The following is a 17,965-nucleotide window of genomic DNA, read 5'->3' as shown; positions in this document are numbered from 1 at the left end:
AACCTCGTTGGTAACCTCGGAAGGGCCGTCATGCTCAGCGCGCACCTGCCTGATCTGGCCGCGCTCGAGGTATTGCTTGCCGTCGCCCGAACCGGCAGCCTGAACTCCGCCGCCGCTGAGGTGGGCGTCAGCCAGCAGGCGGTGTCGGCGCGGATCCGATCCATCGAGGCACAGACCGGTGTGGTGCTGGTGACCCGGACGCCGCGCGGCTCGACGCTCACCCCGTCCGGCGTCGTGGTGGCCGAGTGGGCGGCGCGACTACTCGAGCTGGCCGCCGAGATGGACGCAGGCCTGGCGACGCTGCGGCGGGACGGGCTCGGGCGACTGCGGGTGAGTGCCAGCCTGACGATCGCCGAGCAGCTGCTGCCGGGTTGGCTCGTCGCGATGAATGCCGACACCGCGCGGCGAGGTCATGCCGCCACCGAGATTGTCCTCACCGCGACGAACAGCGAGACCGTCGTGCAGCACCTGCGATCCGGAGCCGCCGAGCTGGGGTTCGTCGAGGGGCCCGCCGCGCCCAGGGGACTGCACAGCCGCAGCGTTGGCACGGACGAGCTGCTCATCGTGGTGCGACCGGACCATCCGTGGGCGCGCCGCCAGCGTCCGGTCACGGCCCGGGAGCTGGCCGGCACAGCGCTGGTCACCCGCGAAGAGGGCTCGGGCACCCGGAGCGCGCTGGACGCCGCGGTCCGGGCGGTGCTCGGAGACGGCGCGGAGACGGCGGCCCCGGCGTTGTCGCTGTCCACCACCGCGGCCGTCCGGGCAGCCGTGATCGCCGGTGCCGGGCCGGCGGTGCTCAGCGAGCTGGCGGTCATCGACGACCTCACCGCGGGGCGGCTGAAGGCGGTGCGTACCGAGGGATTGCGGCTGGACCGGACACTGCGGGCGGTGTGGTCAGGCGGCCCGACACTGCCGGCGGGAGCCGCGCGCGAGCTGGTGGCACTAGCCGTGAGCAGACGCCACCGGTAAGCCGGCGGCAGCCGGGTGCGGTCCGATCCGGGAGTCTGCGATGCTCGCCCGGTGGTCAGCTCTCAGCAACCGGCGCAGCCCGGCCCGTCCGATCCGTTCGTCCGGGTACGCGGGGCGCAGGTGCACAACCTGCGCTCGGTCGATGTCGACGTTCCGCGGAACGCCTTCGTGGCGTTCACCGGCGTTTCCGGATCGGGCAAGTCGTCGCTGGCCTTCGCCACCATCTACGCCGAGGCGCAGCGGCGCTACTTCGAATCGGTCGCGCCGTACGCCCGCCGGCTGATCCAGCAGGCCGGCGCGCCGAAGGTGGACGAGATCACCGGACTGCCGCCCGCGGTCGCGCTGAACCAGCGACGGGGGTCGGCCACCTCGCGCTCCTCGGTCGGAACCGTCACGGGGCTGTCGAACCTGCTACGGATGCTGTTCTCCCGGGCCGGCTCCTACCCGGCCGGAACCGCACATCGCCTGGATTCCGATACCTTCTCGCCGAACACCGCGGTCGGTGCGTGCCCGGAATGCCAGGGCCTCGGCCGGGTCCACCAGGTCAGCGAGGAGTCGCTCGTCCCGGACCCGTCGCTGAGCATCCGCGACCACGCCATCGCGGCCTGGCCGGGCGCGTGGCTGGGCAAGAACTACCGCGACATCCTGACCACGCTGGGCTACGACATCGACAAGCCGTGGCGAGAGCTGCCCGAGGCTGATCGCCGCTGGATCCTGTTCACCGACGAGACGCCGGTCGTCACGGTGCACCCGGTGCGCGAGGCGAACCGGATCCAGCGGCCGTACGAGGGGACGTACGTCAGCGCCGAGCGCTATGTGCTGCACACCCTGGCCGACTCCAAGAGCCCGACCATGCGGCAGCGGATGCTGCGGTTCGTCCGGACGGCAGACTGCCCCAGCTGCCACGGTGGCAGGCTGCGCCCGGACGCCCTCGCCGTGACCTTCGCCGGCCACAACATCGCCGAGCTGGCCCGATTGCCCTTACGCGAGCTGGCGACTCTGTTACGACCGACCACGACCTTCGCCGAGGCGGGGGCCTTCGACCGGGTCTCCTGGAGCTCCCAAGCCGGTGCCGCCGCGGGGGCGGCCGAGGTCGCCGTCGTCATCGCGCGCGATCTGGTCGCACACGTCGAAGTGCTGGACGAGCTGGGGCTGGGCTACCTGAGCATGGGGCGCGCGACACCGACGCTGTCCGCGGGCGAGCTGCAGCGGCTACGGTTGGCCACCCAGCTCCGCTCCGGCCTGTTCGGCGTGGTGTACGTGCTGGACGAGCCGTCCGCGGGCCTGCACCCGGCCGACGCCCAACCGCTGCTCGCGGTGCTGGATCGGCTGATAGCGGCGGGGAATTCGCTGTTCGTCGTCGAGCACGACATGGAGATCGCCCAGCGGGCGGAATGGATCGTCGACGTCGGCCCGGGCGCCGGCGCGGGTGGCGGCCGCATCGTCTACAGCGGGCCGGTGGCCGGACTGCGGCAGGTGCCGGAGTCGGTCACCCGCCGCTTCCTGTTCCCGTCCGGTGACGAGCGTGGGACGCCGGCCCCGGCGCGCCGGGAGCCGACCGGCTGGCTCCGGCTGCGCGGAATCACCCTGCACAACCTGGACAAGCTCGACGCGGACTTTCCGCTCGGGGTCTTCACCGCGGTCACCGGCATCTCCGGTTCAGGCAAGTCGACCCTGGTGGGGAAGGTGCTCGGCGACGTGATCGCACACCACCTGGCAGCGGCCGGCCGGGGTGATCCCGCGGGCGGCGGTGACGAGGCCGAACCGGACGTGGCCGATCCGGAGGACACCGCCGACTCGACGCTGGCGATGCTGGAGCACGTGAGCCGGCACGCCGAGGGACTTGCCCTGGTCGATCGGCTGGTGCGGGTGGACCAGAAACCGATCGGGCGCACCCCGCGCTCCAACCTGGCGACGTACACAGGTCTGTTCGACGCCGTCCGCAAGGTCTTCGCCGGCACGGACGAGGCCCGCTCGCGCGGCTACACCGCCGGCCGGTTCTCCTTCAACGTCCAGGCCGGACGGTGTGAGACCTGCCAGGGGGAGGGGTTCGTCGCGGTGGAGCTGATGTTCCTGCCAGGCACGTACGCACCGTGCCCGACCTGCCATGGCGCGCGCTACAACCCCGAGACCCTGCAGGTGACCTACCGCGGCCGCACCATCGCCGACGTACTCGACCTGACGGTGGACGACGCGCTGGCCTTTCTGTCCGACCTGCCCTCGGCGGTGCGCAGCCTGCGCACGCTGGCCGAGGTGGGCCTGGGCTACCTGCGGCTGGGCCAGCCCGCCACCGAACTCTCCGGCGGTGAGGCGCAGCGGATCAAGCTCGCCACCGAGCTGCAGCGGGCCAGCCGTGGTTCCACGCTCTACCTGCTGGACGAGCCGACGACCGGACTGCACCCCGCCGATGTGGAACAGCTGATGGGGCAGCTGCGGCGGCTGGTCGACGCGGGCAACTCGGTGGTCGTGGTGGAGCACGACATGGGTGTCGTCGCGGGCGCCGACTGGGTGATCGACCTCGGGCCGGGAGCCGGTGCCGACGGTGGCCGCATCGTCGCCGCGGGCCGTCCCGACGAGGTCGCCGGCAGCCAGGTGAGCCGGACCGCGCCCTATCTGGCCGCCCGTCTCAGCTGAGCTGACCTGAGCTCACAAGCCCGGCGAAGGCGAACGAACTCAGCTCTCGTCCCTGGTCGGGCGCACCGTCCCCGGCACGACCTCGCCCGGGTCGTCGCCGAAGTCGCTCGGGTCGGCTTCGGTCTCCTCGGTGCCCTGGGAGAGGTAGTAGGACTGCGGCTTGCCGGGGTTGCCGTGCTGGACGTCCTTCGGGTCGTGCTCGGCCCGATCGCCGTACGTCTCTTCGTCGATGGGGTTGGACATCGCAGCCTCCGCAGTCGTCGTTGTCGCCGGTCTCCTTTCGACTCTAGCCCCGGCTTTTCGACTCTGGCCGTGCGTCTTCCAGGCGGCTCGCGGCACTGAAGAGGTCGTGAGAGTGCTGTTAAGTTATACTCCGAGCTCTGGTGGAACACTCACCTTTGTCGATTACGAGCCGATAAGACGCCCGAGGGGAGGCGAGCATGTCGAGCGACAGCCGTCCATCTCTGCGTACTGCGTCCTTGTTCACGCTCTTCTGGTATCCGTCGGTGATTCTCGGCTGGAGCCTGCTGGTCTACGCGGTGCACGCGGTGGCCGTCTCATCCCTGAGTGTCGCCGGCGCCCCGCTCGCGATGACCGCGGTGCTGCTGGTGGTGCTGGAGCTGCGGCCGCTGGTACAGGGCCGCGGCCACGATCCGCAGGGCGTCGTGATGTCCACAGCCTTCACCTGCGCGATCCTGTTCCTCTGGGGACTCTGGCCCGCCGTCGTGGTCATCAGCATCGCCTCGACCGCGGCCGACGTCCGTGCCCGGAAGGTCCCGTGGAAGGTCGCCTTCAACGTCGGCCAGTACAACCTCTCGCTCGCCGCCGCCTGGCTGGTCATGGTCCTCAGCTCCCGAACGCCCTCGCTGGACCACCCGCTCACCGAGCTCAGCGGCACCGACCTCGGCTGGATGCTCGGCGCCTGTGTCGTGTACTTCTTCACCAACCTGGTCCTGGTCGCCGGTGCGCTGGCCTGGACCAGCTCGTTCCGCGCATTCCTGCTGGACGACTTTCCGCATTACACTGCCACCACCTTCTCGGTGCTCGCCCTGTCCCCACTCGTCGTCGCGGTCGCCAGCACCGCCTGGGAGCTGCTGCCGCTGCTGCTGATTCCACTCGTGCTGGTCTACAAGATGGCCCAGATGTCGCTGGAGAAAGAGCATCAAGCCGGTCATGATCCACTCACCGGGCTGCCCAACCGCATCCATCTGCAGGCTTCCCTGGCCGCGGAGCTCAACCGCTCGCGCCGGGACGGCCGCCCGTTCGGGCTGCTCCTCATCGACCTGGACCACTTCAAAGAGGTCAATGACACCCTGGGCCACCATGTCGGCGACCAACTGCTGATCCGCTTCGCCGACCGGCTGCGCGAGGCCGTCCGGGCCGGCGACCACCTGGCACGCCTGGGTGGTGACGAGTTCGCGGTGATTGTGCCGGAGGCCGACGAGGCCGAGGTGCGCGGCGTCGCCGAGCGCATCCGGAACTCGTTGCTGAGCCCGATCGAGCTCGAGGGCATGCTGCTGGAGGTGGAGGCCTCGATCGGACTCGCCATGCACCCGGAGCATGCCCTGTACGCCGAAGACCTGCTGCGCCTGTCCGATGTCGCGATGTACGTGGCGAAGGAGACGCGCAGCGGGGTGGCGACGTACTCGGTGTATCGCGATCACAACTCCGCCGACCGGCTGACCCTGCTGGGCGAGTTGCGTCAGGCGCTGGACGACGACCTGCTCACCCTGCAGTACCAGCCCAAGGTGTCGCTGCGGGACTCGACGCTGATGGGAGTCGAGGCTCTCGTACGGTGGCAGCACCCGCAACGCGGCTTCGTCCCACCGGATGAGTTCATCCCGCTGGCCGAGCGCTCGGGCAGCATGCATCTGCTCACCGACCGGGTGGTCATGCTCGCGCTTGCTCAGATCGCGCAATGGCGGACGCAGGGTTTCTCGGTGCCGGTCGCGGTGAACGTGTCGCTGACCGACCTGCTCGGCGACCGGCTCGGCGACCTGGTCTCCTCCGGCCTGCGCCAGCACGCCCTGCCGCCGGGAATGCTGCAGCTGGAGATCACCGAGCGCGTGGTGGCCCAGGGGTCCGAGGGGCTGAACGCGGGCCTGCGCAGGCTGGACGCCATGGGCGTGACGCTGAGCCTGGACGACTTCGGCACCGGCTACTCATCCCTGCTGCGGCTGCAGTCGCTCCCCGTCGACGAGCTCAAGATCGACCGCGTGTTCGTGTCGAAGCTGTCGGAGGGCCCGGCCGCGATCGGCATCGTCCGGGCCATCGTGGACCTGGCCCACGCCCTGGGCATGCCGGCCATCGCCGAGGGCGTCGAGACCGAGGCGGAGTGGCTGGCGCTGCGCGACCTCGGCTGCGACGGCGCCCAGGGTTGGTACATTCAAGCGCCGATGACAGCCGGCCAGGCCACCGAATGGCTGCGGGCGCGCAGCTTCCAGGCACCCCTGCCCACCTCCCTTTCCGAACCAGCCGAAGCGGTCTGAACCATGTCGAACAGATCGTCGGCGCGCACCGCGGTGGCGCTGCGGAGCGTCCGGTTGCTGGGCGTCGCGGTGTGGGTGGTGATCGCCGCGGGCTTCCTGATAAACGTCCTCGGGGTTTCCGGCTCGGGCACCGGCGTCCAGACCGTCCACGTCGTGACGTTGGCGGTGTTCTTCGTGCTGCTGCTGCTCCGGGTCGCCGTGGCCGCCGTGGCCGGCCTGAGACGCCGCCGCTCGCTGCTGGTGCTGTTCGCGGCGCTGCTGCTGTGGGGCGCCGGGTCGACGGTGCTCAACGCCAGCTTCCGCCCGGACGTGACGCATTTTCCCGCGCCGGGCGAGTGGCTCTTCCTCGCCTCGTACCTCGCACTGGCCGGCTACCTGGTGCTGGACACGGCGCACCGCATGAACACCGCTCTGGACGCCTGGCTGGAGGCGATCGTGGTGTGCGGAGGCACCGCCTGCCTGGCGGGCAGCACCCTGATGACCCCGGTCGCCGGCGTGCTCGGCAGCGACGGCGTGCCCTCGTTGCTCGCGCTGCTCTACCCGATGATCGACGTCGCCCTGGCCCTGCTGGTGGTGGCGCAGGTCGTGCTGCGGATTCGCTGGGGAATCTCGCAGGCCGTCATGCTGTGCCTGGGACTGCTGCTGTTCGCCGTCGCCGACCTCAGCTTCGTGGTGCACGTGTCGGCGGGAACGTACGGCTTCGGCGTGCTGGACGGTCTGCTGTGGGCCGCCGGCTTCGCACTCGTCGTCGAGACCGCGTGCTCCAGCCGGACCCACGTCCACAAGGCGCTGCCACGCCGGGCCGGCCCCGGCCTGATGGTGGTGGCCGCCGCCGCCGCGATCGCCGTGCTGGCGTTCCGGCCGCAGAGCGGGCTCGGTCCGTACCTGACCGTTCCGGCTGTGGTCACGCTGCTCGCCGCGGGCGGTCGGCTGGTGCTGGCACTGCGCGAGGCCAACGGCGCGGCCGAGGCATTCGCCCTCTCGCGCACGGACGACCTGACGCTGCTGCCCAACCGGCGCTCGGTCATCGCCGAACTCGAGGGAGCGCTGGCCACCGACGGGCCGCTGGCGCTCATGCTGCTCGACCTCGACGGGTTCAAAGAGGTCAACGACACCCTCGGGCACGCGGCCGGCGACTCGGTTCTGCAGCTCGCCGCGCACCGGATGCGCGAGGCGCTGCCTAGTTCGGTGCTGATCGGCCGGCTGGGCGGCGACGAGTACGCGATCGTGGTTCCCGACGACGACGTGATCGAGCTGCTCGAGATGGCCCAGACCATCCGGGACGTGTTGCTGGAGCCGACGCTGGTCGATGGCATCGAGCTCAGCACCAGCGCGTCCATCGGCGTGACCGTCCGGACCGGGAGCGACGTGGCCAGCGTCGAGCTGCTGCGCCGCGCGGACGTGGCGATGTACCAGGCCAAGTCCACCCGTTCGGGTGCGGTGATCTACGACGCGCACAGTGACGACTTCTCCCGGCACAAGCTGCAGCTCGCCGAGGACCTGCGGCGGGCCATTCCGGACGGTCAGCTCGTCGTGTATTACCAGCCGCAGATCGACGCGGCGACCCAGCGGGTATGCGGCCTGGAGGCGTTGGTCCGGTGGCAGCACCCGCAGCAGGGACTGCTCTCGCCGATCGCCTTCCTGCCGGCCGCGCGCCGGGACGGGCTGATGCTGCAGCTCTCCGACGCGGTCGGCCGGATGGTGGTGGCCGATCTGCGCCGGTGGCGCGACAAGGGGCTGGACCCGCGGGTGTCACTGAACTGCGCGCCGCCGGAGCTGCTCAGTGGAGCCTTTCTGCCCCGGCTGTTCGAGGCCATCGCCGAAGCGGAGCTGCCTCCCGACAGCCTGGTCATCGAGGTGACCGAGGACTCGTTCATCGCCGAGCCCGAGCGCGCGCGGACGATCCTGCGCGGCATCCGCAACCACAAGGTGCAGATCGCCATCGATGACTACGGAACCGGGTTCTCGTCACTGTCCTACCTGCGCGACCTGCCGGTGCAGGAGCTGAAGATGGACCGGTCCTTCATCTCCACCATGCGCACCGACAGCCGCAGCCGCATGATCGTGGCCTCGACCTTCCAGATGGCGCACGCGCTGGGCCTGCGGACGGTGGCCGAGGGCGTCGAGAACGCCGCCACCGCGGCCGACCTGATCGCCATGGGCGTCGACGTCCTGCAGGGTTACCACGTGGCCCGGCCGATGCCCGCCGGCGAGGTCGAGGGCTGGGTGCGGGAGTGGTCGCGGCTGGCTGACGACGGCATGGCCTCGATGCGGGCCGACGGCAGCGCGGATCAGTGAGCGCTTCGGAAAAGGGCTGAGGCTTTCGGAAAACAGCTGAGCCGGTCGGCTGCCCGTCAGGACGCGGTGGCCAGTGCCGGCTGTGGTTGGCGGAACACGAAATCCCGCAGTGGCGGAACGGTGATGCCGTCGAGCCCGATGCCGTCGTTGAACAGCCGGTGCGCGTCCGGGTTGGCCAGCCGCTGCTGGTCGAAGGCCTCGGCGCAGTGCCGGTACACCGGGGTGCTCGCGGTCGAGCCGAGATAGGGCGCGGGGCTGGTGCCCGGCAGTGGCTGCCCGGTCATGCCCGCCGCCGCGAGTAGGACGCGGACCCGCTGGTCGATGATCATCACGGTCGAGCGGATGTCGTTGGCCCGGATGGCCTGCACCAGGCCGTGGAACAGTGCCGCGCCCGCCAGCTTGCCGGGGCCCTTCAGGCCGCGTCGGCGACCGAGCGTGGCCACGTCCCAGGTCCGGGTCAGGTCCAGCCGGGCGGCGCGGGCGGCGCGGGCGGCATCGACGGACCACGGCTCTCGCGCCACGTCGTGCATCGTCTTCAGTCCCGCGCCGGTCGGCCGGATCAACCGGCAGGTGCCGAGCACGTCGCCACCGGCATGGGCCACGGCGATGAAGACGGAGGCGTCCTCGTAGGGCCCGTACTCGTCCTCGAGCTGCTGCCGGGTATTGCCGTACGCGCCCAGAAAGACCTCGGCCTCACAGTTCCGGGCCGCTGCGAGCAGGTCGCCTTGCGGGTCGAAGTGCAAACTCAGCAAAGCGGCTGTTTCCACCCGTGACGCTCCCCTCGGCCTCGGCAGCAGCGCCGCCGAGAAGGCGAGCATACGGGTGCACAAGGTCGATAATCCACACCGACTCGCGGACACCGGCGCGGCGCGGCGTGGCGGGTACCCTGCAGGCCGTGAGCGCAACCCTGGTAGCTGCCGGTCTGGCGGCCTCATCGGGAGACCGGGTCCTCTTCAGCGATGTCGACCTGGTGGTCGCGCCCGGGGACGTCGTGGGCCTCGTCGGTGTCAACGGCGCGGGCAAATCCACCCTGCTGCGGATCCTGGGCGGCCTTCTCCTACCGGACGCCGGAACCGTGATCCTGAACCCGCCCGCCGCGGTCGTCGGCTACCTTGCCCAGGAGCGCGGCGCCCGGCAGGGCGAGAGCGTGTCCGATTTTATCGGCCGTCGCACCGGGGTGCGGCAGGCCCGGGCCCGGATGGACGCGGCGGCGCTCGTGCTGGCGGCGGGCGCCCGGCGCTGGCGAGGACTACAGCGCGGCCTTCGAGCGGTGGCTCGGCCTGGGCGGCGCGGATCTCGACGACCGGGCTCCCGCGGTGGTCGCCGACGTCGGCCTGGGCGTCGATCTCGCTGCTCCGATGGCCGCACTGTCCGGCGGCCAGGCGGCCCGTGCCGGGCTGGTGGCGCTGCTGCTCAGCCGCTTCGACGCGGTGCTGCTCGACGAGCCCACGAACGACCTGGACCTCGCCGGGCTGGACCGGCTGGAGCGCTTCGTGACCGGCCTGCGGGTCGGCGCGGTGCTGGTCAGCCACGACCGGGAGTTCCTCGCCCGAACCGTGACGAGCGTGCTCGAACTCGACCTTGCCCAGCACGCCACCAGGCACGTCTCCGGTGGCTATGCGGCGTATCTGGAGGAGCGCGAGATCGAACGCCGGCACGAGCGCGAGAACTACGAGGAGTACGCCGACCGCAGGGAGTCCCTGGTGCAGCGGGCGCACACTCAGCGTTCCTGGATGGACAAGGGGGTCGCCAACGCCCGCCGCAAGGCGACCGACAACGACAAGATCGGTCGCAAGTTCCGCAGCGAGTCGACCGAGAAGCAGGCCGCGAAGGCGCGCCAGACCCAGCGGCTTCTCGAGCGCCTGGAGGAGGTCGCCGAGCCGCGCAAGGAGTGGCAGCTACGGATGGAGATCGCGCAGGCGCCGCGGTCGGGGGCGGTGGTGGCCGTGGCGAACGGGGCGGTCGTGCGACGCGGCGACTTCGTCCTGGGACCGGTGAACCTGCGGGTCGACCGGGCGGACCGGATCGCCATCACCGGCCCGAACGGATCGGGCAAGAGCACCCTGCTGGCCTACTGCTCGGCCGGCTCAGCCCGGACGAGGGGACGGCCACCCTGGGCGCGGGAGTCGTGGTCGGTGAGGTCGACCAGGCGCGCAGCCTCTTCGACTCCGACGCCACGCTGGCCCGGGCTGTGGGAGAGCATCTTCCCGAGCTCGACGACGCGTCGGTGCGCACCCTGCTGGCGAAGTTCGGACTGCGCTCGGAGCACGTGCGGCGGCCGGCCGACACCCTCTCGCCGGGGGAGCGCACCCGGGCCGCGCTGGCGCTGCTGCAGGCTCGAGGCGTCAACCTGCTGGTCCTGGATGAGCCGACCAACCATCTGGACCTGCCGGCGATCGAGCAGCTGGAATCGGCGCTGGATTGCTTTACCGGCACCGTGCTGCTCGTGACCCACGATCGGCAGATGCTGGCGGCCGTACGTACCAGCCGGCAGCTGTCGATGGCCGGTGGGGTGGTCAGCGAGGGGTGAGCGCGGTACAGCGACGTACCGTAAGCGCTTAATCGCTTCAGATAGGGCACACTGAGGTCGTCGCGGGAATGCGGCGCGGTGCGCCAGGTTGATTCTTGCCCGGCCCATCCTCGATGAGGGGAGGCCTATGAGCGTGGAACAGAGTCCCCTGGACGGCCGGGGCCGACCGTCCGCGGAAAATGGCGGCAGCGCGGTCGGGCAGGACGAGCTCGCCGACCGGTTGAGCGAGCTGGCAAGATTGTTGGAGCACGAAGCGGGCGTCGAAGAGACGCTCAAGGGCATCGTCGAGGCGGCCGTCGACACCGTGCCCGGAGCCCAGCACGCCAGCATCTCCCAGATCCGGCGCGGGCGCGAGGTGCGGACGCTGGCCGCGACGGACGAGCTGCCGCGCGCGATCGACCATGCGCAGTACGACAGCGGCGAGGGCCCCTGTCTGGACAGCCTCTACCAGCAGGAGACCGTCCGGCTGTCGGATCTGACGGTCGAGACCCGCTGGCCGGATTTCGTGACGCGGGCGCGCGAGCTCGGCGTCGGAAGCATGTTGGCGGTGCAGCTGTTCGTCAGCGGCGATGGCCTCGGGGCGTTGAACCTCACCAGCGAGAAGCCGAATGCCTTCGACGACGAGTCCGAGCACGTCGCGCTGCTTTTCGCGGCCCACGCGGCGGTGGCGATGTCCAGTGAGCAGGCCCGGCACGACCTGCGAGCGGCAGTGCGGACGCGCGAGACGATCGGGCAGGCCCAGGGAATCCTGATGGAGCGGTTCAAGTTGCCGCCGGCGCTGGCGTTCCGGCTGCTGGTGCGGGCCAGCCAGGACACCAACCGCAAGCTGAATGACATCGCCGACGATCTGACCAGAACCGGACACCTGCCCGGCCGCTAACTTATCCCGGGCTCACCTGCGCCGTGCCATATTCAGGTAATAGCCGGGGTCCACTCCATGGGCGCGCTGGTGTCTTCGGAGCTGTTTGCGACAGCTGGCCCGCGTAGGAGCGAACTGATGTACCCGAGTACGCCCGACCTGAGCCTTGCCGACGGCCTCGCCGCGTCAGGGCTGTCGCATGAGGAGCTGTGGTTGTGCCAAATCTCGGTCGGCGGGGTGGCAGGCCGGCTGGAGACGGAGGCGTACGTGCTCGGAGTGCTCGTTCCGGACCTGCACCAGCACAATGTGATCGCGCAGGCCCTCAACGAACACCTTCTGGAGCGGGGCGAACCCTGCTCAGTGGGTTACCGGAACACTGTCAAGATCAGGTAGGTAACGCTGGCCGTGCTCCAGGCCTCGGCGACTGACGAGCCGCGGAGCCGGCAGTCCGCGCTCGACGCGATGGCGTGGGGGCCGGCGCGGTGTCCGACGCTGAGACGTCCGCGGGTAATTCGAGCATGCCCATCTGGACCACCTCGTACGCGACGGCGCTGAGCTTGCGGTGCCCGTGCTGGCTGGTGCGGCGGAGCAGGTCGAAGGCCTGGTCGCCGGTGATCTTGTGGTTGATCATCAGGATGCCCATTGCCGAGCCGATCTCGCGGTTACTGGCCAGCGCCCGTTCGAGGTGTGCCGCCTTGTCGGCGAGCCGCTCACGCTGCACGATCGAGTTCGCCTGCGTCACGAGCAAGTGCCCGATCAGCGCCTGAGCGGACGAGGGCCGGTACCCCTGGTATGTCATGATCAATGCGCCACGATAGCTCTTCTGGTCTCCGGCCCCTGGGTTCTCGATGGGGGTGATCACACTGTCTCCGGTGAGGTGATGGCGCCCGAGGCCGTCGGCGAGGGTGCTGCCGACCGGAGCGGGCTCAGTTGCCCCGGCCGGATGACTGAAGTGCAGGCGCTGCTCCCGGTCGGCTTCGAGCATCACGGTGACTGAGTCGCACACCACGGGGACGGCAGCGCGGGCCACGCTGAGGAACACCGTCTTGGGATCTGCCGACGATTCGACGGCGCCGAGCACATGCAGGACGGCGGAAAGTGAGGAGTCCTCGAGCTGCATGGTCGGCTCGCGGTTGTCGAGAAGGATCGGAGTGACACTCATGGGTTCTCCTGATTGGGTCAGCGGCGTGTGCTGCGATGCCGCATATGAGCCACGGCGGGCTGACCCGTTAGAACCCGTCGTAACGATACTCAGCCGACCGTGAGCACAGCGTCAGATGTGGACGGAAGCAGTCGCGGTCTGTCGAAACTGTCGGTGGCCGACCTTAGGCTGGGCACTCCAACGTCGAAGGGAGCTGGACGCCCGGTGGTCACTGACTCATCCGCTGGTCCGAGCCAGCTCGAGGCGCTCGCTTCTCGCTGGGTGCGCGGTGTTCGGGTGGTGGACCTGCGCGACGTGTCCTGGATCGACCCGTTGCATCTCGTCGGAGTGGCAGCGATGGCGCACGCGTCCCATCGGGCGAGCGTTCCGTTTCGATTGCTGGGGCCGTCGGGGCAGTTGGCCAGCTATGCCGCGCGGATGCGGCTGGGAACCATCATCGACAAGTTCGGTGGCTCGCACGAGCTTCCGAAGACCCGGGAGCGCGACCGGCACGACAGCCTGCTTGAAATCACCGAGCTGACGTGCCGCTCCGACGCCGAGCGGATGGCCGGGCTGGTGCATGACCGGGTGTACCCGCTCGACGCGCGGTCCGCCGCGGCACTGCACAACGGGCTTGCCGAGATCGGCGCCAACGTGTGTGACCACGCGCAGGCGACCGGGTTCATGGCCGCTCAGGCGATCGGGCAGCTCGAGCAGTTGCGTTTCGCCGTGGCGGACTGCGGGGTCGGACTGCTGGGCACCCTTGTCGGCCGCGGGGCGTACGACGACAGGTCCGCGCTGGGCCTGGCGATCTCTGGTGAGAGCCGGCTCAAGGACGAGGACGCGACCCGCGGTTGCGGCCTGCCCAACACCATCGAGCAGGTGTCGGCGCTCGGCGGGGCGGTGTTCCTCGCCTCCGGTACCGCGACGGTGCAGCTCAGTGCGACCGACGTCTGGCACTCCGAGACGGAGCCGCGATGGGTCGGCACGTTACTCGAAGGACGCGTTCCGGCATCCCGGCACGCGCTGCAAAGGCTGTCTTGTGATGTCAACTAGTGCGACAATGAGGTTCGAGTCTGTGACAATTCGATCGAGTTGGGGGATGAGATCGTGACGCGCACTCTCGTTTTGCCGCGATTGGTGGCTGGGCGTGACTTCGCCGATGACATGGCGGACAAGCTCGGACCGGTCGCGGGCGACACGGTGCTGGTAGACGGCAGTGGCTTGCTCAGTGGTACTGGGTCCTTCGCGGCCCAACTCGTGTCACGGCTACTGGGCGGTGGTCATGCCGCACAACTCATCGTGATGGACGCACCGGACGAATTCGCCGGCTACCTGCGCAGCGCGGCCGAGGCGATCGGAGCGAGCGAGCGGCTGACGCTGCGGCGCGGTGTGCCGGTGGCCACCGCCTGAGCCACGCCGCCAGCCGCGCCCGACGGCCTGCCCGGCCTGCCCGGCCGAGCTTGTTGCCCGGCGTCTCAGCACGAACGGCGCCGTCCTGGGCGGTGGTGAGGTTCAGCCGCTGAGTCCCTGCCGTGACGTCAGCGCCTTGCCGATCAGCACGTTGAACTGCATCCAGCTCGCGGTTTCTTCCGTCTCTGTGACGTCCAGGGTGCTGATGTGGCGTTGCTGGGCGTGATCGCGCCACAGGGTGGCCGCCCGTACCACCTCGGGATCATCGATCCTGGTGAGCGAGACATCCAGCAGTGCCCGCGCGTCATCGAAGCGGCGCTCGGCCTCGGCAAGCTCCGCTGAGGGCTGACCGGCATCCCGGCGGGTAACCCGCCCCAGATCGATGAGGCGCCCACGAAGCGCAAGTGCCGCGTCCTGCCCCAGAAGCAGGGCGGCCCGCCGTCGGTCGTAGCGCCGAGCGACTGAGTCACGGTGAGAAACCAGAACCTGCGTCAGCAGCGCGACGACGAGCGCGACCAGTGCTGAGATGAGTGCGGCCAGCAGGGGGCCATCTCCGACGGAGTCGGCGAGCACGCTCAGCGGCGCGGATGTTGCGATCACCGGGCGAGCATAGAGGTGACAGCCGACATAACTGCGGTCGCGGACGGTGATCGACTTCTTCCTTGCTCAGAGGGGGAATCCTGCTGTGGGAGCGCTCCCCTCTGGTCGGTGTCCCCGAAGCCGGTCGCGAGCCGATCGGGTGTTCCGGCCACCGGTCACGAGCTAGACGGTTCGCTTACTGCTGGGTGAAGTGGGGGCAAGATTTCCGTTATGCGCTAACCTGAGAAGCGGCTCGGCAGTGCGCCACCTAAGACCTCTCGTGCGTGCGACGCGTGCCGAGAGCAGTGAGAGGCGCCACCCATGGCTCGTCAATGGTCCGACCCACCGCCCGCCACGAACAGGCACGCGGTCCTTCGCTCGCGCGAGATATCCAGCTGCAGCGCCGTGCCGCTGCTGCCGCCCGGTATGACGTGCCGCGTCGTCGGACACCGATGGGTGAGCCGTACCGGCGGCAGCGAGACAGCCATCGCGTTCCGCCGGTGCCTGAGGTGTCGCTGCCTCGAAGTGTGACGGTCGCTCAAGGCGTGACGGTCGCTGTCAATGGGGCCAGCGGGCGACCGATCGAACCACGTGGGCGCCCGTACCATCGACCGCATGGGCATCCCCGACGCGGCGAGTGTGGTCAGCGCGTCGCAGGTTTCCAGCATCGCCGAACTCGACGCGACGCTGTCCCAGTGCCGGGCCTGCCCACGACTGGTCGCCTGGCGTGAAGAGGTAGCCCGGGTCAAGCGCAGCGCGTACCGGGATTGGGACTACTGGGGCCGGCCGGTGCCCGGGATCGGTCCCGCCGACGCCGCGCTGGCGATCATCGGCCTGGCCCCGGCCGCGCACGGCGGCAACCGCACCGGCCGGATGTTCACCGGTGACCGCTCCGGAGACGTCCTCTTCGCGGCCCTGCACGCCGTCGGGCTGGCCTCCCAACCCACCTCCGTCGCGGCCGGTGACGGCCTGCGGCTGTACGGCGTCCGCATCACCGCCCCGGTGCACTGCGCGCCGCCGGCCAACAAGCCCACGCCCGCTGAGCGCGACACCTGCCGGTCCTGGCTCGCGGCCGAACTGCAGCTGCTCCGTCCGACGCTGCGCAGCATGGTGGTGCTCGGCGGTTTCGCCTGGCAGGCGGTGCTTCCGGTGCTGGCGGCGGCTGGCTGGGTCATCCCGCGCCCCCGACCGGTGTTCGGGCACGGCGCGCGCCGCACCCTGTCCGGTCCGGATGTGCCGGACCTCGACCTGATCGGCTGCTATCACGTCAGCCAGCAGAACACCTTCACCGGCAAGCTCACGCCAGCGATGCTGGAGCGGGTTCTCAGGAGCGCCGCCGAGTCGGCCGACCTGCCACCTCGGCAGGGTTCCGGCCCCCGCCGGTGAGCGTCACCTCAACGCTGGATCGCTTCCAGCAACGCCACCGCTGGGCCGGGCTGCCGCTGGCGGTGCTGTACAAGTTCTTCGACGACCAGGGCAACTACCTCGCCGCGCTCATCACGTACTACGCCTTCGTGTCGCTGTTCCCGTTGTTGCTGTTGCTCGTCACCATCCTGGGCTACGCGCTGCACGGCAACCGCGAGCTGCAGGACGAGGTGCTGAACTCGGCGCTGAGCCAGTTCCCGGTGATCGGCGACCAGCTCCGGAACAACATTCACCAGCTGCACGGCAAGGTGCTCGCGCTGGTGGTCGGCATCCTCGGCTCCCTGTACGGCGGCCTGGGGGTGGCGCAGGCAAGCCAGAACGCCATGAACAAGGTGTGGGCGGTGCCGCGCAATGCCCGGCCCAACCCGTTGAAGGCGCGCGGAATCAGCCTGCTGTTGCTGCTGATCGTCGGTGGCGGCGTGATCGCGACGACCGTGCTGTCAGCGCTCACCACGGGCGCGGGCGCGTACGGCACCAACCTGGGCGCCGGGTCCCGGGTTCTGACCACGGTGGTAGCGGTGGCCGTCAACGCCCTGCTCTTCATGCTCGCCTTCCGGGTGATGACCGCCGGCGACATCACCATCCAGCAGGTGCGGCCGGGGGCGCTCGCCGCGGCCGTCCTGTGGCAGGGACTGCAAGAAGTAGGGACGTACTACGTCGGGCACGAGCTCAAGGGAGCCAGTGCCACGTACGGGGTGTTCGGACTGGTGCTGGGCCTGATCGCCTGGATCTACCTCGGCGCTCTCGGCCTGGTCCTCTGCGCGGAGTACAACGCGGTGCGCGCGAAGCGCATGTGGCCGCGCAGCCTGCTGACGCCGTTCACCGACGCCGTCCAGCTCACCGCGGGGGACCGGCGCGCGTACCGGTCCTATCCGGTGACCGAGAAGCACAAGGGTTTCGAGCGCGTGCGGGTCGACTTCGACCAGCACGAGGGTCAGTCCGAGGAGTCCGACCGCTGAGCCTCGGCCCGCTGAGTGTCGGCCCGCTGACCCTCGGCGCGCCGCCGCCGGATCACCCAGCCGACCACCCCGAGGACGATCACCGCCAGGATCACCTGGCTGACCTTGCCCGCGTAGCTTTCGAGTCGCTGGTAGCTCGCGCCGGCGAGGTATCCCAGCATGGTGAACCCCAGTCCCCAGACCAGGCCGCCGAGGGCGTTGAAGGTCAGGAACTTGCGGTACGGCATGCCCGACGCGCCAGCCATTCCCGGCATCACCGCCCGCAGAAACGCCGTGAACCGCGAGAGGAACACCGCACGGCCGCCGGACTCGCGCAGGCTCCGCTGCCCCTTGGCGATGGCGTCCTGATGCTTGGCGAAGATCCGGCTGGCGAGCAGCCGGGAACCGTAGCGCTTGCCGACCTCGTAGCCGACGCTGTCGCCGATGATCGCCGCGGCCACCACGACGATGGCCATCACGGTGAGCGAGACGGAGTGCCGGTAGGCGAGCACGCCGCCCAGGATCACCGCCGTCTCGCCGGGCAGCACGAATCCCACGAACACGGCCGCTTCGGCGAAGGCGAGCGCACCGACCAGGCTGTAGGCCGGCAGGCCTGAAAAGTTCAGCACCGGCTCCACGATCGCGCTGGTCACACTCATGGCACACACGGTACGGGACCTGTGCTGAGAG

15 protein-coding genes and 2 pseudogenes are annotated in these 17,965 nt (G+C 69.8%); 12 read left to right on the top strand and 5 right to left on the bottom strand.

All coding sequences use genetic code 11. The features are described from left to right. Positions 1-30: 30 nt before the first annotated feature. Both RM423_RS15010 and RM423_RS15005 read left to right on the top strand, forming a co-directional pair. Complete coding sequence (locus RM423_RS15010) at positions 31-969, top strand: LysR family transcriptional regulator (RefSeq protein WP_311423853.1); 939 nt, start codon at positions 31-33, stop codon at positions 967-969. Between the two features lie 51 nt (positions 970-1,020). Further along, on the top strand, positions 1,021-3,603 hold the full coding sequence (locus RM423_RS15005; protein WP_311423852.1) for an excinuclease ABC subunit UvrA: 2,583 nt from the start codon (positions 1,021-1,023) through the stop codon (positions 3,601-3,603). 39 nt (positions 3,604-3,642) lie between these two features. On the opposite strand, the gene RM423_RS15000 is transcribed toward RM423_RS15005, so the two are convergent. Further along, positions 3,643-3,846, bottom strand: coding sequence for a hypothetical protein (locus RM423_RS15000; RefSeq protein ID WP_311423851.1), 204 nt, complete (start codon positions 3,844-3,846; stop codon positions 3,643-3,645). 197 nt (positions 3,847-4,043) lie between these two features. Between RM423_RS15000 and RM423_RS14995 the strand changes: the two genes are divergently transcribed. Then, on the top strand, positions 4,044-6,092 hold the full coding sequence (locus tag RM423_RS14995) for a putative bifunctional diguanylate cyclase/phosphodiesterase (protein WP_311423850.1): 2,049 nt from the start codon (positions 4,044-4,046) through the stop codon (positions 6,090-6,092). 3 nt (positions 6,093-6,095) lie between these two features. Further along, positions 6,096-8,390 carry a putative bifunctional diguanylate cyclase/phosphodiesterase gene (locus RM423_RS14990; protein WP_311423849.1) on the top strand — a complete coding sequence of 765 codons (2,295 nt, stop codon included), beginning with the start codon at positions 6,096-6,098 and terminating at the stop codon, positions 8,388-8,390. A gap of 56 nt (positions 8,391-8,446) precedes the next feature. Here the strand turns inward: RM423_RS14990 and RM423_RS14985 are convergent, their stop codons facing one another. Then, on the bottom strand, positions 8,447-9,157 hold the full coding sequence (locus RM423_RS14985) for a hypothetical protein (RefSeq protein WP_311423848.1): 711 nt from the start codon (positions 9,155-9,157) through the stop codon (positions 8,447-8,449). 2 nt (positions 9,158-9,159) lie between these two features. Here RM423_RS14985 and RM423_RS25680 point away from each other — a divergent pair. From RM423_RS25680 to RM423_RS14970, 4 genes and pseudogenes are all read left to right on the top strand, one after another. Next, positions 9,160-9,564 (top strand): annotated as a pseudogene (locus tag RM423_RS25680) (ATP-binding cassette domain-containing protein); the annotation flags it as partial. A gap of 184 nt (positions 9,565-9,748) precedes the next feature. Beyond that, positions 9,749-10,920 (top strand): annotated as a pseudogene (locus RM423_RS14980) (ATP-binding cassette domain-containing protein). A gap of 133 nt (positions 10,921-11,053) precedes the next feature. After that, positions 11,054-11,800, top strand: coding sequence for a GAF and ANTAR domain-containing protein (locus RM423_RS14975; RefSeq protein ID WP_311423846.1), 747 nt, complete (start codon positions 11,054-11,056; stop codon positions 11,798-11,800). A 117-nt stretch (positions 11,801-11,917) separates the two neighbouring features. Further along, entirely contained in the window at positions 11,918-12,172 is a 255-nt protein-coding gene (locus RM423_RS14970) for a hypothetical protein (protein WP_311423845.1), read from the top strand. Here RM423_RS14970 and RM423_RS14965 read toward each other — a convergent pair. Then, positions 12,165-12,941, bottom strand: a complete 777-nt coding sequence (locus tag RM423_RS14965; protein WP_311423844.1) for an ANTAR domain-containing protein — start codon at positions 12,939-12,941, stop codon at positions 12,165-12,167. The genes RM423_RS14970 and RM423_RS14965 overlap by 8 nt on opposite strands. Positions 12,942-13,145: 204 nt before the next feature. On the opposite strand from RM423_RS14965, the gene RM423_RS14960 reads away from it, so the two are divergent. After that, positions 13,146-13,976 (top strand): hypothetical protein, encoded by an 831-nt coding sequence (locus tag RM423_RS14960; RefSeq protein WP_311423843.1) that lies wholly within the window; start codon positions 13,146-13,148, stop codon positions 13,974-13,976. Positions 13,977-14,030: 54 nt separating this feature from the next. Beyond that, positions 14,031-14,333: a hypothetical protein gene (locus RM423_RS14955; protein WP_311423842.1), complete on the top strand. Its 303-nt coding sequence runs from the start codon at positions 14,031-14,033 to the stop codon at positions 14,331-14,333. Positions 14,334-14,435: 102 nt separating this feature from the next. Here the strand turns inward: RM423_RS14955 and RM423_RS14950 are convergent, their stop codons facing one another. Then, positions 14,436-14,933 (bottom strand): hypothetical protein, encoded by a 498-nt coding sequence (locus RM423_RS14950; protein WP_311423841.1) that lies wholly within the window; start codon positions 14,931-14,933, stop codon positions 14,436-14,438. Positions 14,934-15,527: 594 nt separating this feature from the next. Here RM423_RS14950 and RM423_RS14945 point away from each other — a divergent pair. Together RM423_RS14945 and RM423_RS14940 are read left to right on the top strand one after the other, a co-directional pair. Beyond that, positions 15,528-16,298, top strand: a complete 771-nt coding sequence (locus RM423_RS14945) for a uracil-DNA glycosylase (protein WP_311423840.1) — start codon at positions 15,528-15,530, stop codon at positions 16,296-16,298. Further along, complete coding sequence (locus RM423_RS14940) at positions 16,295-17,296, top strand: YihY/virulence factor BrkB family protein (RefSeq protein ID WP_311423839.1); 1,002 nt, start codon at positions 16,295-16,297, stop codon at positions 17,294-17,296. Before RM423_RS14945 ends, RM423_RS14940 begins: the two co-directional genes overlap by 4 nt. Here the strand turns inward: RM423_RS14940 and RM423_RS14935 are convergent. Further along, positions 17,272-17,934 carry a DedA family protein gene (locus RM423_RS14935; protein WP_311423838.1) on the bottom strand — a complete coding sequence of 221 codons (663 nt, stop codon included), beginning with the start codon at positions 17,932-17,934 and terminating at the stop codon, positions 17,272-17,274. The genes RM423_RS14940 and RM423_RS14935 overlap by 25 nt on opposite strands. Between the last annotated feature and the right edge of the window lie 31 nt (positions 17,935-17,965).

Origin of the sequence: Jatrophihabitans lederbergiae, assembly GCF_031845305.1 — a bacterium.
GTDB classification, from domain to species: Bacteria; Actinomycetota; Actinomycetes; order Mycobacteriales; family Jatrophihabitantaceae; genus Jatrophihabitans_A; species Jatrophihabitans_A lederbergiae.
Note: the sequence above shows the minus strand (reverse complement) of the source record. Positions and strands in the feature narration are given on the sequence as shown.

Coding starts and splice junctions, on each gene's coding strand:
- RM423_RS15010 (WP_311423853.1), top strand. CDS start 31: ATGCTCAGCGCGCACCTGCCTGATCTGGCCGCGCTCGAGGTATTGCTT.
- RM423_RS15000 (WP_311423851.1), bottom strand. CDS start 3,846: ATGTCCAACCCCATCGACGAAGAGACGTACGGCGATCGGGCCGAGCAC.
- RM423_RS14995 (WP_311423850.1), top strand. CDS start 4,044: ATGTCGAGCGACAGCCGTCCATCTCTGCGTACTGCGTCCTTGTTCACG.
- RM423_RS14990 (WP_311423849.1), top strand. CDS start 6,096: ATGTCGAACAGATCGTCGGCGCGCACCGCGGTGGCGCTGCGGAGCGTC.
- RM423_RS14970 (WP_311423845.1), top strand. CDS start 11,918: ATGTACCCGAGTACGCCCGACCTGAGCCTTGCCGACGGCCTCGCCGCG.
- RM423_RS14965 (WP_311423844.1), bottom strand. CDS start 12,941: ATGAGTGTCACTCCGATCCTTCTCGACAACCGCGAGCCGACCATGCAG.
- RM423_RS14945 (WP_311423840.1), top strand. CDS start 15,528: ATGGGCATCCCCGACGCGGCGAGTGTGGTCAGCGCGTCGCAGGTTTCC.
- RM423_RS14935 (WP_311423838.1), bottom strand. CDS start 17,934: ATGAGTGTGACCAGCGCGATCGTGGAGCCGGTGCTGAACTTTTCAGGC.